The 13,983-nt window shown below is 30.8% G+C and carries 13 protein-coding genes; 5 read left to right on the top strand and 8 right to left on the bottom strand.

Features of this window, described 5'->3' with window-relative positions; translation table 11 throughout:
- Positions 1-415 precede the first annotated feature (415 nt).
- The gene (locus ACE1MS_RS23410; protein WP_447403015.1) at positions 416-2,932 is read right to left on the bottom strand and encodes a DEAD/DEAH box helicase; all 2,517 of its coding nucleotides are present in this window, start codon (positions 2,930-2,932) and stop codon (positions 416-418) included.
- A gap of 336 nt (positions 2,933-3,268) precedes the next feature.
- Here ACE1MS_RS23410 and ACE1MS_RS23405 point away from each other — a divergent pair, with 336 nt between their 5' ends.
- The 3 genes from ACE1MS_RS23405 to ACE1MS_RS23395 all read left to right on the top strand — a co-directional run bounded on the left by ACE1MS_RS23405 (position 3,269) and on the right by ACE1MS_RS23395 (position 5,904).
- Positions 3,269-4,438: a hypothetical protein gene (locus ACE1MS_RS23405; protein WP_447403014.1), complete on the top strand. Its 1,170-nt coding sequence runs from the start codon at positions 3,269-3,271 to the stop codon at positions 4,436-4,438.
- On the top strand, positions 4,407-5,387 hold the full coding sequence (locus ACE1MS_RS23400; RefSeq protein WP_447403013.1) for a hypothetical protein: 981 nt from the start codon (positions 4,407-4,409) through the stop codon (positions 5,385-5,387). Before ACE1MS_RS23405 ends, ACE1MS_RS23400 begins: the two co-directional genes overlap by 32 nt.
- Before the next feature lie 292 nt (positions 5,388-5,679).
- Entirely contained in the window at positions 5,680-5,904 is a 225-nt protein-coding gene (locus ACE1MS_RS23395) for a hypothetical protein (RefSeq protein ID WP_447403012.1), read from the top strand.
- Positions 5,905-6,092: 188 nt separating this feature from the next.
- Here the strand turns inward: ACE1MS_RS23395 and ACE1MS_RS23390 are convergent, their stop codons facing one another.
- From ACE1MS_RS23390 to ACE1MS_RS23375, 4 genes are all read right to left on the bottom strand, one after another.
- Positions 6,093-6,818, bottom strand: coding sequence for a hypothetical protein (locus tag ACE1MS_RS23390; RefSeq protein ID WP_447403011.1), 726 nt, complete (start codon positions 6,816-6,818; stop codon positions 6,093-6,095).
- Positions 6,819-7,061: 243 nt separating this feature from the next.
- Positions 7,062-7,157 carry a putative holin-like toxin gene (locus tag ACE1MS_RS23385; RefSeq protein WP_447403010.1) on the bottom strand — a complete coding sequence of 32 codons (96 nt, stop codon included), beginning with the start codon at positions 7,155-7,157 and terminating at the stop codon, positions 7,062-7,064.
- Positions 7,158-7,564: 407 nt separating this feature from the next.
- Positions 7,565-7,933, bottom strand: coding sequence for a hypothetical protein (locus tag ACE1MS_RS23380; protein ID WP_447403009.1), 369 nt, complete (start codon positions 7,931-7,933; stop codon positions 7,565-7,567).
- Positions 7,934-8,588: 655 nt separating this feature from the next.
- A complete protein-coding gene (locus ACE1MS_RS23375; protein WP_447403008.1) occupies positions 8,589-9,518 on the bottom strand; it encodes a hypothetical protein in 930 nt (309 codons plus the stop codon).
- A 382-nt stretch (positions 9,519-9,900) separates the two neighbouring features.
- Between ACE1MS_RS23375 and ACE1MS_RS23370 the strand changes: the two genes are divergently transcribed.
- Both ACE1MS_RS23370 and ACE1MS_RS23365 read left to right on the top strand, forming a co-directional pair.
- Positions 9,901-10,446: a hypothetical protein gene (locus ACE1MS_RS23370; protein WP_447403007.1), complete on the top strand. Its 546-nt coding sequence runs from the start codon at positions 9,901-9,903 to the stop codon at positions 10,444-10,446.
- Entirely contained in the window at positions 10,439-11,329 is an 891-nt protein-coding gene (locus tag ACE1MS_RS23365) for a hypothetical protein (RefSeq protein ID WP_447403006.1), read from the top strand. The genes ACE1MS_RS23370 and ACE1MS_RS23365 overlap by 8 nt, the downstream gene beginning before the upstream one ends.
- A gap of 110 nt (positions 11,330-11,439) precedes the next feature.
- Here ACE1MS_RS23365 and ACE1MS_RS23360 read toward each other — a convergent pair whose 3' ends face one another.
- Genes ACE1MS_RS23360 through ACE1MS_RS23350 form a run of 3 tightly spaced genes read right to left on the bottom strand, consistent with a single transcriptional unit; the run spans position 11,440 to position 13,492 of the window.
- The gene (locus tag ACE1MS_RS23360) at positions 11,440-11,799 is read right to left on the bottom strand and encodes a hypothetical protein (protein ID WP_447403005.1); all 360 of its coding nucleotides are present in this window, start codon (positions 11,797-11,799) and stop codon (positions 11,440-11,442) included.
- A 15-nt stretch (positions 11,800-11,814) separates the two neighbouring features.
- On the bottom strand, positions 11,815-12,405 hold the full coding sequence (locus ACE1MS_RS23355) for an RNA-binding domain-containing protein (RefSeq protein ID WP_447403004.1): 591 nt from the start codon (positions 12,403-12,405) through the stop codon (positions 11,815-11,817).
- A gap of 19 nt (positions 12,406-12,424) precedes the next feature.
- On the bottom strand, positions 12,425-13,492 hold the full coding sequence (locus tag ACE1MS_RS23350; RefSeq protein ID WP_447403003.1) for a hypothetical protein: 1,068 nt from the start codon (positions 13,490-13,492) through the stop codon (positions 12,425-12,427).
- Between the last annotated feature and the right edge of the window lie 491 nt (positions 13,493-13,983).

Genomic DNA, 13,983 nt, shown 5'->3' with positions numbered 1-13,983 from the left:
TTTATAGTGGAAAAGAAGCCGATAAAAAGATTGCCTTTTTGCTCAACTAAACTACCCTTTAATTTTAATTACTTCACACGATAACTTTATGTCAATAGAAAAGCTTAGGAACTTCTAATTCATTTAAGTTGTTATCTCAGTTAATTTATTAGAATGTTGCACATTTTAATGATTATTTTAGACGACATCCATCTATATGATGTCGTCTTGTTCATTTATAAAAAAGTCTAACTAAAAATCCTATTCAAAGAGATTAAACTAATGCAAAGAGTTTAATTTAAAAGTGTGGTATAAACGTTGATATTTATCATAAAAAAAGACCCGTATTTTGCAAAAAACCTGGTAAAATGCGAGCCCTTTTATTATTAAGTATTATCATTTTGTAAGAAAGATGCTATTAAAACTTATATCATACTTAACCTTGGGTATTTAAAAAATAAGTTTTTATATTTCTTCTATCAATTCTATGATTTGCTATTTCTACTGTTAGATCTCTTAAATCCCATTGTTCTAATGGTTTAGTTGCTAATTTCGCAAAGAAACTCTCAACATTATTCTTTATTTCCATTAAACTGCTCTCATTTAAAATAACTAAATTTGAGGGTCCGTACGCTTCTTTGTGCAGCTTTCTAGAAGGATGAACTAATATTGGAACTCCAGACTTCCCCTTATACTCGTCATCAAACCAATTCATAGCCTCTGAAATTTGCTCTGTCTCAGACTTATAAATACATTCTCGAGATAATTTGACCTCATTTTTTGCTTCAATAATTAAATATTCATCATCAAAAATATTCCATAAAACATCTGGCCCTACCCCATATTCGGACTCCGGCTGATGTGCTTCAAAGCCTAAACTATTGCCTAAATCTGAAAAAGCCTTTTCGAAAAGCGTTGATGAATCATGTTCAAAAACTAAATTCCCCAATACCTCTGACATATGAAGGATAACAGCGTTAGGTTCACTAAAGTTACTTAAAAATCCTTTAACTTTTTCAGCCTGTACTGTTGTCTTAGTTGTGAGTTTTTTATAACTAATACCTGTCGGTGGTTTAAGTAAATATGGATTCTTTATATGCGCAGCTAATTGTAGTTCCATTGATTTTGATTTATCAACTTTATAAAGGTAAGAAGCTGCCAATTGTAAGAACCATCCCTCATCACCAGCATCACCGTTACTTAATTTTCCAATCTGTGTTCTTAGACTTTCTGCTGCCTTTAAATACTGTCTAGATAAAGCAGAATTAAACGCATCTCTTTCTAATCTAGCTGATTCAATTAGCTCTTTATTTACTTGTGGTTTAACCGATTTACTGATTTGTTTTTTGTGTAACTGAACCCAGTTCGAATCCCTATTTAAAACCTGCATCATTGCTTCACCAATAGCTTTAACGGAGTCTTTTCCTGACTTCTTAATTAAATCTACTATTTGTCCCCCCAAATTTATTTGATTTACAGTTTGTGGAGACATAAATGATTGGAATTTTTTTGTAGAAACCTTTGAGACAAGGTCATTTCCTAATAAGAATATTATTGCATAGTCATTTACTGAACGTACCGCTCTCCCTAAACCTTGTTCAATTTTTTGTGCTTGACTCATTTGCATTGATTTAGAATTTGGTCTTGCAAATATATTAAAACGTTCTAGTAGCGTTGTTGAAATAGGCATTCCGTCTAATACAAGAACCCTACAAGAATTATCTGATAGATCAACTCCATCATATCTATTTGATAAAACCATATGGTTATTTACACTGGTATAAAGTTTATCAATTTCTTTATTAATATTCGCTGGTTTTGGTTTAGTAAATCCTGCATCTATCCAGATTTTTGCTTTTGGATCTGAAGTAACCAAAGTAACAATATTAAATCCATTTGTGTTTCTTAATATTTCTGTCCAAATCTTCGTAGTAAGTCTTTTATCTACATTAAAAGGTGATAAAATTAGTTTTTCTCCAACATCACTAAATGTTTCAGATTGTATTGGATTTAGAACAGTATTCAAATTTATATCGAAGTCTTTTATAAGTGCGGTATCATCATTTAGAGTGGCAGACATGAAAATTCTTCTTTTTGCTCGCTCATAACCAGGAATCATATGAATTGGAAGACACTTAGGAACAATTTCAATAGAATTAGCAGATACTAATACAAAGCAATATTCCAAATAGTCTCTTACCAAGGCCCACTTAAATTTCATTTCTATATCTGCATCATCAAAATCACCTAATAAATTGGTTACCTCAGATAATTTTTCTAGCCAAGACCAATATGGAATCATCATTATTCCATATCTATCTTTTCCTTCAAGTATATCTTCTGCCGAACCAATAGCTTGTTTAATCAATGAATCCTTAAAAAGAGGAATTAGTTTCTTATAATTTTCTGTTCCAACCTTAAAACTCAATGTAAAAGTTTCTCTAGCCTTAACTAACGCTGCATGCGCATCATCTATAACTAAAGCACCAATTTCTATAATATCTCTCGATGTATCTCCATGAATTCCAAAGATAGATCTTGCGTTAAATAATTTTTGAAAAGTTGTTACTAAAATCGCCTCTCCATTTAAAAATTCCAGAGGTAACTCATTATTCTCATCTATTTTTACACATTTGATACCTAAATCTACAGCATCTCTAATGACTTGTTCAATTAATTGATTGTTTAAACACAAATATAATGCCGGCCCTAGTTCTTCATTTATAGACGACTGTAACTGTAGTAACCCAACAGTAGTTTTCCCTCCACCAGTATTCATTTTTATAACAGTATCTTTTTCATTTCTTTTTGAAAACCATTGTTCTAGAACCTTTTCTTGATCGCCTCTTAGATATGAAAATTTAGATTGTCTTATACTTGATTCGAAAATTTCCTTAGGGAATATAGGTAAATCATCATCATATTTATTTAATAGTTCACCGAAATCAATCATTTTGGCACACCTCACAAAAATATTTGTAATATAATAGTAACACAATACCAATATATAACATATTGAATTTTGAGCTATTTAGTACTATTAATAGGCTGAAATTATCGTTATCACGATTAAAATAACGGCCTACTGAGTTTCAATACATTTCGTTAATAACATCAAATAATTTATTTCTTCATCTTCATAATTTAAATCACGTTACATTTTATTAAACACTTGATAAAATCGGGATTATGGGAACATTAACGAATACTTTTAATCATCGAATGAAGAAAAGGATTCTAGATGTTTAGGAAAGAATAAATATATTAACTTTAAAAGGTGGTGAAATACATGGTATCTACAAAAAGTGAAATGATAACAAAGTTTGAGGAAATTCTTGATAAAAATTTTGATAAATTTAAAGAGACTTCTCAAAATGAAACTAATCTAATTAAAACATATCTTATAGAAAATCATTTATTTAAAAATGATGAAAACAAAAATGATAACATATCTACTTTTTTAAATGATTGGATATTGAATTTAGAAAAAAGCCCCTCGAAAAGCGAATGGAATTTAAAAATACGTTCAACCAATGATTTAAATTTGATAATATTGGATTCTAAATTCGGGGAAATATTTATAGACATTACGGATACTCGCTTTTGGTCTATTAACACTGCAATTAAAGCTAAAAGTTCTGATATGGTATTCAATGAGCTACTGCGTGAAGAATCTATGGATAATATTTGGCTACCTAGCTCTTTCATAAATTCAATGAATATGTTTGGTTCAATTTATGGCATAGGTGTTTCATATAATGAGATTTTAAATGATGATGAAAATATTGTTTCCTCATATTTATCAAATGAAGATAAGCTTAAACTTAAAATCAGAAAATTCAATGCATCAAAAATGTTGAAGATACTCCAACAATCTGAATTTAAAGAAAATATAGCTTTAGATCGAATCTCTATATTGAAAACCGATTCATTAAAAGATGACGATTTCATTGTAGACGATATTACTTATTTCGGTAAGTTTACTGCTAAGGGAACATCCTATTCTAAGCATAGTCAACTGGTATATGAAATTTTCAGTAACTATCGTGATAAACTTCAATTCTTAGAAGACAATATAGCTTTTAATTTCAATTTAGATGAACAGCAAATAAAGGGTCGAATAATCAATATCAAATTTTACCGCAAAGATATTATACTTTCAAAACTTGTAGATGTACTTTCTTCAGGAAATAAAGTATTTAAGCTTTGGGGAATTCCTAAATGGTCATCTGAAGAATATTGTTCATTAAAAGTTGTTGATCTTCATGTAGGTAATTTGGGGAAAAGTATGGAGTTAGATATCACCCCTAATAATATAAGGGTTATTTTCCCACACGGAGCTTGTGCCAATACATTAGCAAGATTATTAACAAATATTCACCAAAATATTGATGCTACAGCTGAATTAATAACAGGAGGAAATCCTTATGACTACTTTATCCTCAATGAGTCCGATTGATATAAAATATTATACAGAAATTGAACTACTCAATTTAGCAATATTAATGTGCCTTGAAAGCGATACAAATGGTGTAAATAATATTTTATACAAGCATAATTATAAAATTATTTCTATTGATCGTTCTATTTCAACTGCTGTTGGTACATTAAAATATGATATTTGTTTAACTTCAACACAAAAGGAACTGACGATAGGCATAGAGATAAAGGGAGATAGTGCGTCTAATATAGATCAAGATCAACTAAATAGATATAAAAATGTCCCGTTGGAACAATTTATTTATCTAAGTGGTATTCCATCACAAGATTTAAATGCTCACAAAATGGAAACTGTACTAATGGTTAATTCATCAAGACTTTCTTATGTAAGAGAGAAATTAGAGCAGTATGGATATAAATTTTCAATATTAGGGTTGGATTCTAATCATTTAACTGCTTCACTAGATGAAATTCATACGATTGATCAAGCTATCGCTCATGATATTAATTCCAACCCTAATATTCTATCAACTATTACGCCACCATTAATTATCAAGTTTGATAAAGAGTCTGATGAAACAGACATAGCCGCAGAGGTCATACCTGAAATTTTCCGAATACTATTAGACAGAAAAGATAGGTTTACTGTGGATGAAATAATAGAAAATACATATTGTTCAGTCCCTTATTTATTAAATATTGTAGGGGCCGACATTAAATCTTCCGTAAATAAAAAAATTAAACGTTGTTTAAGAGACTTGTCTAAATTTGAGTTAAATAAGAATCTTATTTGGGATAGTATAGACAAAAACTGGGAACTAAAAGGTTTAGATTATTCTACCCCTGCAAAACTAGGAGAAAAGCTAAAAAATGTTTACAATAAGTATATGGAAAGAAAAAATAATAAAACTTCTCCAATCCATGAAAGCCCAGATCAACTTTCTCTATTTGATTACGAAAATTATTAAATTTAATGGGGTGCCTAATTTAGTTTAGACATCCTTCATTCAATCTATCTTCAACACAATAGTCATAAAAAATAGGCCACTCCTAAAGTATACTTGTAGTAATGCTAAATCAATACTTAACATCCCTATTACTCCCATTAATGTAATTCCTTTTTAGTAATGTACATTTTTAAAAAGACCATGGTTTTGTTTTTGAAGAGGGTTCTCCCCGTTAATTAAATTGTTATTATTTTACCAAGTGGGTTACAATATAATTGGAAAACAAATACATATTTCAATGGGGGTATTTTAGATGGAATTAACAAAGGATGAGCTAGAGCTACTACTAAATTTGCATTATCAATCAGGAACTGAAACTGTAATTGAAACTGAAAATTTGAAAGAAAAATTCGATTCTCTAATCGCAAAAGGTTATATAACCAATGTTATAGATAACAGTGTAGACGGTAAATACAGTTACAAATTTAATATTTCTGCTAAGGGTACAGATTTTATTGCAGAATTACAGAAAATGTAGATGTATATATGACAGTTCTTTTCGATAGTATTCTTCACATTATTAGATTAACTTGGAATGTTCTTATTCAACCTTACTTGATTATCTGGATATTGCTTTGTCTAGGTGTATTTATAAAATGGAGATACCGCTTCTAAAAAGACCCCATCTACATAGAGGGGTCTTTTGAATGCATAACTAAATTGATATTAACTCCAAGGATCTCTAAGTCTATATTTTGCCCTCCATTGGTCCAAATCAACTTGTTTTTTTAAATGATCATCATACAAATCTCTATAAGCCTGAAGCGTTCTTGCAGAACCAGGTATCCCTGGATATTTCTCATTCTCTACCAAAAAAATGTGGTTTAATAAAGCGTAATAAACTATGGTTGTAAAAATTTCTCCTTTATTCCAGTCAACGTCTATTTCGTAATCAACCTGATTTGCCAAAACAATTTCATATACATCTAAATCAAGAGAGCAGTTTTGTTGAATCTCTAATAAACTTCTCCAATGTGAATCAACACCCTTGTTTATATCGTCCTGAATAAGCGGTAGAAAGAGCTCTTCAAAAAAAGGATTCCATTTGTGAACAATACCTCTTTCCTCATAAAGCAATGCAATTAGCTTTACTTTTTTTCCATTCATGTTATCAAAAATATTCTCTGCAATAAAAAAACTATGAAAGTAATCTCCTTTGCTAAATATTCCATCTAATATAGTAAATTGTCCGAGTTCTCGGTAATCCACACGATCTTTACTCTTCGCAGTTACTAACATATATTCCCCTTCACTTAGAAACATTGGGATATGTCTCTCTGTAAGATCTGGTGTTGCATACATATCAATTGTCACCATATCAAAGCAATTGCCTAGGTTTTTACTAAATCCTTCCGGTAAACGCCAACCAAAATCAATTATTTTAGAATCCATTTTGCTCCTCCTATCACTCTTCATAATTAACTTTTTTTGTCATATCAGTTTGAGTAACTAATTCTATTTGTACAAAAATTCCCTCCATGTTATAATTTTTGTAGAAGTAGTATATAAATTAAATAAGACCATTTGGCGCTGGAACGCCAAATGGCCTTTGTAACAAGATGAATCGCTTCAAAGGCGATTTGCAAAAGTGATAAAAGTAAACCATCTCACATGCTTGCGAGGCTTAGAGGCGGTTTACTTTTTTTGTGTAAAAGTAAATGACAATGCAAGTACTGATACAATAAGTGTTGAAAAGCTTATTGCAATCATCATACTCTCAAAAACTGTCATTGGCATCAACTCCTTTCTCTTCAAAAAGCTGAAGGAGAGTAAGTGGAATTTTAGCCAAACCGCCCATGAAACCTCTATCTAGTTACCTCTTAATTATATCATATTATTGGGATAAATCCCTTTTATGAACATCTCTAACTGTAACCACATATCGTTAACGTTTTACAACTATGCTATAATTTATGCAAAAAGAAAGTGAGCCATAAATGACAATTTTCTTCGATAGTGTAACTCGCATTTTTTCTATTACATGGAATACAGTTGTTCAACCATACATACTTATTTGGACTATCCTTATTATTATATTTGGTATAAGTCTGTTTTTAAAATTTCAAATATCGAGTATAGAAAAGCGCCGTCTACGGTTTATTGTAGATGGCGCTTTTGATATAACGTAAATACCGCTATTAGATTCTTTTTAGAAGTACTTCCAGATTTTCAAAATTTACGATAGCCGTATCTAAATCTTCGAATCTTACTTCTCTAGGATGTATATTCGATAGGCTAATACCCTCATCCTTTAAGTACATCAGCATTTGCTCCGGTGATGAAGCAGCATGTATGCGTTCTCTTATTTCATCAAATGAGTGGTGAAAGGCTTCTATGTTTTCCTCAGTATAATCACTAGGGTCCCACCCTAAATACTCATATTGACGGTCAAACTCATTTATTTTCAGTAGCTCTTCTTTTAACTCTCCATAGGTAGAAATCGGTCTGATGGAATTCATAATTTCTAGCTCCATATTATTCGGGAATACATATAACTGATTGTTCAATAGAAAAGCCCCCTATAAAATAGCTTAGGAATAGAATTAGGACCTAAGCTTTTCATTCTTCATCATTGGTAACGCTCGTTTTAAATGGTCTAATGATGATTTAACCGCATGATAAAAGATAATTGAACATATATACCTGTTCGCCTTTCAAAATCTTCATTTCGTCGTTTTAAAACTTCGTGATTTCTTCGTATAAAAAGAACCCGCTTCATATATCATTTCATGGTCATGTTAAAAAAGACCATGGTAAATGATTTTTTGAAGCGGGTTCTTCCCGTGAACTAAATTAATTTCTATTATTTTACCAAATATATCAAAATGAAACTAGAGATTTATACATATATACAATATTGAGGTACTCGACGGAAAACTTTACAGGACCGTGAACTAAATCTATTATTACATGTACGAACACTTCGAACACTTATACTATAATTTGGAGAAGAGAGAGTAGGTCAATTAAGACATTTTTCTTCAATAGTATAACTCGGTCATTTCTATCACTTAGAACGCGATTGCCCTACATACTTATTTGGGGTATTTTTATTATCCTATTCGTTTTAGCACTTTACTTGAAACATAAATTGACATCATTATCCGTTATTCGTCTTTCGATACATGATAGATTGTTGGGAAATTACTCATATAAGTTTGATTATCCCTCAAACCATTCCATTGCATTTGAAGGGAACTTCTCAGTTTTAATATAAATTACATCATCATCATTTAATTCATATTTATCCCCATTTAATCGATTAGAAAATTGTGTTTTAATAAATTTATGATAAAACTTCATAGTATCAAACGTTTCTAAAGTATGTATAATTTGAACATTATCTCCATATTCCCTCTGTATACTTATAATTTTCTGCTCCAATAATAATGAGGTTGTATATGAAAACTTATACATGCCATCAGATAGCCGAAATAGAATTATGTAACCACTTTTAGGTATATTACGCTTTATCTTCTGCTCTTTACGCTCTTCTTCCTTCATCTTTTCAATTTCTTTTTGTTTCTCTCTTTGTTCATGAGTCTTATTGTTATACTGGTTAATCCATTGATCATCAACGTATTCAGTAAACGTTAAAATGTAATTAGCTAATTCAATCATTCTTTTTTTGGACCACATTTCTGGGACTGACCAAAAATCTGATTGTTCTTTTATCGCAATGCCTTGAACCTCATCATTAATATCAACAGGAATAAGTTCCACTTGTCCAATGTGAACCCCGCCCTGTTCATAACCTGCTCTTTGACGATTTTCCATTGATTCCATTATTAAATCTGGCAAAGTCATTTCCGAACGAATTATGCTGTTCAGGTCGCTATATAAAGCTTGCCAATCAATCTTTTCACCAACAATTTTAATTTTTCCTTTATCTAATAAAGAGGTTAATATTGTTTCAATTTCATCAGGACTTTTACTAGTCAATTTACTTATTTCTTTCAAATTCAGTTTTTCTTCATATGCATTCGTAGCAATTGCCGCATTTAACACTATGAATTCGTCAGTATTTAAACCATATTTTATATACGTTCTGGCTAACATTGTAATTAACTCTGAATCATATCCGTAAAACATTGTTACACTCCTTATGTTCATATTTTTTCTACTTCCACCTAACTCTCCCACTTCAAACAACTTGTAAGAATATTAAGTATTGTAGTTCAAATATTAGCACTTACTTAAATTTGATACAATTTACATCAATGCCTTCTCATACCTTTTTATAAGCAAAAGAAGCAGTGTATAGATACATACCCTATCTTGCTTTGTCTAAATATTTAGAGCTCTGATTAAAATAGCTTACTTCAGATGACAAGCAAAAGTACCTACTTAACCAAGAAGAACCCACTCCAAACGACCGAGGTATTAAGTGGTAAGCAGTTCAAATTTACATATATCTTATTTATATGTACAATGTAAATTACAATTATAACAATTTATAGCAAGGAGAGGTTCAATGTTTTATATTGATAGTTCCAATCATTTTAATCATCTTCAATGGGATGACATTGTAAATAATCCTTTAAATTATGTTAGTGGTAACGGTAAGGTAGTCGTTTATATTGAAGAAGATAATCTTCATAAAAGCTTACTTAAATTAGGCTTTTTAAAAGGCTCTAATATAGATTATATTTCTCTAATTTCGTTAAAACTTGAATCATGCCTAAAGGATATTTGGTTTAGTTTAAATTGTACTGAATGGTTTATTTCTAAAAAGCCGACTTCATTGGAAGAGGCCAAGGAAATTTTAAATGATCATTTCAAAAACAAAAGAATTAAAGAAAATTTAATTACTGTAAAGCAAATAGAATACTTAAATGCCTTATTAAAGCAAAAGAAAAACAAATATTTAATAGATGTACTGCAAAACGATTTTGACTTTCAAATTGAAGCCTTAACTAAAGGGGCCGCAGGTTTATTAATAAATCATGCCTTAAAGTTAACAGCAGCTGATTTAAATACAACTTTAGAAAAGTATAAGGAGGCTTTGCTAAATGAGTAAAATCTATCTTGCTGGTAAAATCATGAAAAACTGCTGGCGTCATGACATTGTTCCTAACCTACGTGAAGCTTCTTGTGTAACTTCTAGCGGCTGGTACGGTATACCAAATAGAAGGGAAACAATAAATCACTTAAAATACACTGAGTTATCCTCAATTTCAAAGAATTTAACAATAACAGGTCCGTTCTTTATGTCAGATGACCATGGCAGTTATCATAACGAAAATAGTCTTCATGCACTAGGTACAGATATAGAGCAGCCAAACTACTATAATGGAGACGACTACAGAACCACACTTAGATCAGAGCATATAAAAGACATATGTCTACACCAAATTTCAAAATCAGATTACATATTTTGTTGGCTAGATGCAAAAGATTCAAATCCTTTTGGTACTATATTTGAATTAGGCTTTGCAAGTTCTTTAAATAAGCAGATAATCTTATGTTTTAACTCGATTTCTGCAATGCAAATGTATAAGGATTTATTATCAATTGCAACTCATGTATTTATTACTGATAGTCCAATTAATGGTTTCAGGTATTTAAGTTCATCATTAAAAGATAAATTTTGGTCAAATTTAATAAGTCATGAAAGCGTTCTAGAAAAGCTAGCTGATGATTTTATACTTTCTTTACATAATAATCTACATGTTTTACCATCATTGGAGCAAAATAATTATCAGTTAAACCTATCTATACACAACTTTTTTGATACAATTTCCGATATTGAAAATCTTTTAGAGGAACACCGTAAAATTGAAATTATTATTCAAGATAATTTAGATAAAGATTTAATAAATGAATTACTAGAACTACTCGAAGCTTACCCTGAGCAACTTATATTAGATACACATTCGTTTTTATACAGCAAAAACATTTAACATTTTTTCTTTTTTGAGTTTATATGTCTACACAAAAAGCTCCACACTTTTAGCTCATAGTGTGGAGCCTTTTATTATTCAAGATTAAAAGTGAGGTATATCTACAATAATCAATCTTTAATTACATCTAAAATTCCTTTGAAGTCATTCTTTTTAATATCTTTAAATGTCCTGCCTATTTTATTTTGTAATAAGTGCATAAAGCTACTTGTTGAGGGAATTATAGATACTAATTTTCTTTTATCAAGTGCAAATTCGGCCATCAATTCGAAAGGAAGGTCTGCATTTTTAAGGTTCTTCTCCATTTCATCCCCTTTATCCCGCCAGTACGTGATGTATGATAAACGCTTATTAGAATCATAAATTCCTGCTCCAATATCATCATATAAATTCTGTTTTGTATAATATTCAGCGTCACCTTTGTTAACGACAATGAATAATAACTTATCAGTGAAATTATCATCTTTCATCAGCTCTGTAATTTCTTACATGCAATTTAAAGATTTTAAATATTTACTAGTTACAATTGAAACAACAAAATCATGCTTTCTAATTGTTTTCATGAATTCATCCAAATCATCTCTGTATTGAGTAATGTTTATGTCTCTACTTACGCTGATATCTTCATGTTCATTTAAACTTTTCTCAATAATGTTTGCAAGGTCTGCATCAGCATGACAATAAGATAGGAATACTGTTTTAGTTTTCATTTCTACCAACTCTCCATTCGGATTAAATATATAAGGAATACCATTAAATTTGACTAATTCCTTTGATTTGTCAATGGAAATATAACAAAGTTTCTTGCCTTCAAATTGAAATAGTTCCAGTTTACAGTTTACATTGATATTTAAATGTTTCAGTGCATTTTCAACTCGGAAGGGAACTGCATAATTTTTAACTCTCAGCATTCTGCCATCATCATGTACACCCAATATAATATCTCCTCCACTCCCATTTGAAAAAGCAGAAATATATTTAGCTGCTTTTTCAGGAGTTAAAGCTGGGTGTATATATATTTTGTTATTTCTATCGCAAGTCCTGATAGCTTGTATAATTTCATCTTTTGTTCTCAATATTGTTACACCTCTAATTTTATAATTTTCTAAGAGGAATCTTTGTGATACCAGTCGTTTTGAGAAGATCACCCAATGTTATACTCTTCTGTTCAGTACCGTTATCTGTCCACAACTCATACTCCGTACTATCAAGAACTTCTAATTCGCCTTCTCCATAAAAAATAATTTGATTTCCATCAGTTGGACGAACGACAATTGTAAGATCCTTGTCACCTTTTTTTATAGGGAATATCGTTTCTGTATATTGCGTAGCTTTCCATTCTTCCAAGGTTGAAGGAAGGATATATTGTTGTGATTTACTCAAATAATTATAGACGTTCGAAACACTCCTTTCTAGCAGTGCCACGAAATGCTTTCGCATTTCTGGTGTTGGTGTTACAACATGCTCTAATAATCCCCTTATTTCTTCGATATCTAAATGAGGGTTTGCTAAAATGTTTTTGATTTGTTGGTAGTTGTTTAAGAGTTTATCTAAACCTTCCTCATCTATTCCATTTCGCTCAACCTTTTCGGCAATTTTCATTCTTCGTAAAGTTTCTTTAGGTGAAGATAACAGCATTCTTTTAGATAAACTCTTAGGGAAGAGTTTTTCGGATAATACAGGTTCCTGCAAAAAAAAGTCAGTCAATTTATTAAAAGTGGCTTGTACTTCGCTTTTTCTCTCTTCCTGATTAACGGTCTCTTCCGAAAGAATAGCAGTCACTTTATTTTCGATTCTTTCAGCACATGACTTTGTATCTTTTAACTTCGAGGGATTTTGGTGATAATAAGAATCAAATGCAGAAATATTACAGTCCATTAGCTTCTTTTTATAAGAGGAATCTAACTCAAATAAAATTCCCTTTAATTCGTCGTTGATATTGGAATCGTAAAAGACATTATCAATAAAATGAAATTTTTTGTCTTGCGTTGGAACACATGCAGATTTAATTACCTTTTCCATACCTTCATCATCAACCCATAATGAATAAAACTTATCTAACCACTCATCTTCAAACTGAGAATTGATTTTTTCTAAATTTAAATTGCCATCAAAAATCTTTCTCCAGCCCAAGGAAGATGGGAGGCGATATGTGTTTTTCAAGCGTTTGTCATTCGAGCACCAGGGATAAATATGGCTCGGAAGAGTAGAACATGGGTGCAATGTTTGTTTTATGTGGTCTATCGAGGTGTGTGGGGATATACTTATTTGTAATGTATATGTATTGTGTTTGTATAATGTAAGGATAATCTCATGAGTGTTGTAGCATGCTTTTTTCTCTTCTTTCAGCTCCTTTTTATAGACACTCTTCTCCCCTTCTTCAAAGATATATTCATCTCTTTTTGCTGTATTTTCTCTACTATATGTTCCTCTTCATTCGCTTTTAAAAGTGATGGCCATCGGCCTTTATCAAGTTCTCCCTTTGAATTCCTTGAGAATTTGTAGCACTTCCTATTTCGTATCAAGCATATTTCTTGCAACAAAAAACATGTAATACGATTAAAGGGATAATTAACCCACTGATCGTTTACATGCTTTTAAAAAAACTCTTATACCTTTTGGATGGAGGTAACAATGTCTTATCTATTATTCTA

Source organism: Lysinibacillus sp. fkY74-1 (genome assembly GCF_053165895.1).
The sequence above is the reverse complement of the archived record's forward strand: the minus strand, read 5'-3'. Positions and strand labels throughout refer to the sequence as shown.

What these genes read in the sequence shown, in the direction of transcription:
- ACE1MS_RS23395 (WP_447403012.1), top strand. Translation starts at nt 5,680, where the DNA reads ATGGAATTAACAAAGGATGAGCTAGAGCTACTACTAAATTTGCATTAT.
- ACE1MS_RS23365 (WP_447403006.1), top strand. Translation starts at nt 10,439, where the DNA reads ATGAGTAAAATCTATCTTGCTGGTAAAATCATGAAAAACTGCTGGCGT.
- ACE1MS_RS23360 (WP_447403005.1), bottom strand. Translation starts at nt 11,799, where the DNA reads ATGAAAGATGATAATTTCACTGATAAGTTATTATTCATTGTCGTTAAC.
- ACE1MS_RS23390 (WP_447403011.1), bottom strand. Translation starts at nt 6,818, where the DNA reads ATGGATTCTAAAATAATTGATTTTGGTTGGCGTTTACCGGAAGGATTT.
- ACE1MS_RS23375 (WP_447403008.1), bottom strand. Translation starts at nt 9,518, where the DNA reads ATGTTTTACGGATATGATTCAGAGTTAATTACAATGTTAGCCAGAACG.
- ACE1MS_RS23385 (WP_447403010.1), bottom strand. Translation starts at nt 7,157, where the DNA reads ATGACAGTTTTTGAGAGTATGATGATTGCAATAAGCTTTTCAACACTT.
- ACE1MS_RS23405 (WP_447403014.1), top strand. Translation starts at nt 3,269, where the DNA reads ATGGTATCTACAAAAAGTGAAATGATAACAAAGTTTGAGGAAATTCTT.
- ACE1MS_RS23410 (WP_447403015.1), bottom strand. Translation starts at nt 2,932, where the DNA reads ATGATTGATTTCGGTGAACTATTAAATAAATATGATGATGATTTACCT.
- ACE1MS_RS23400 (WP_447403013.1), top strand. Translation starts at nt 4,407, where the DNA reads ATGACTACTTTATCCTCAATGAGTCCGATTGATATAAAATATTATACA.
- ACE1MS_RS23370 (WP_447403007.1), top strand. Translation starts at nt 9,901, where the DNA reads ATGTTTTATATTGATAGTTCCAATCATTTTAATCATCTTCAATGGGAT.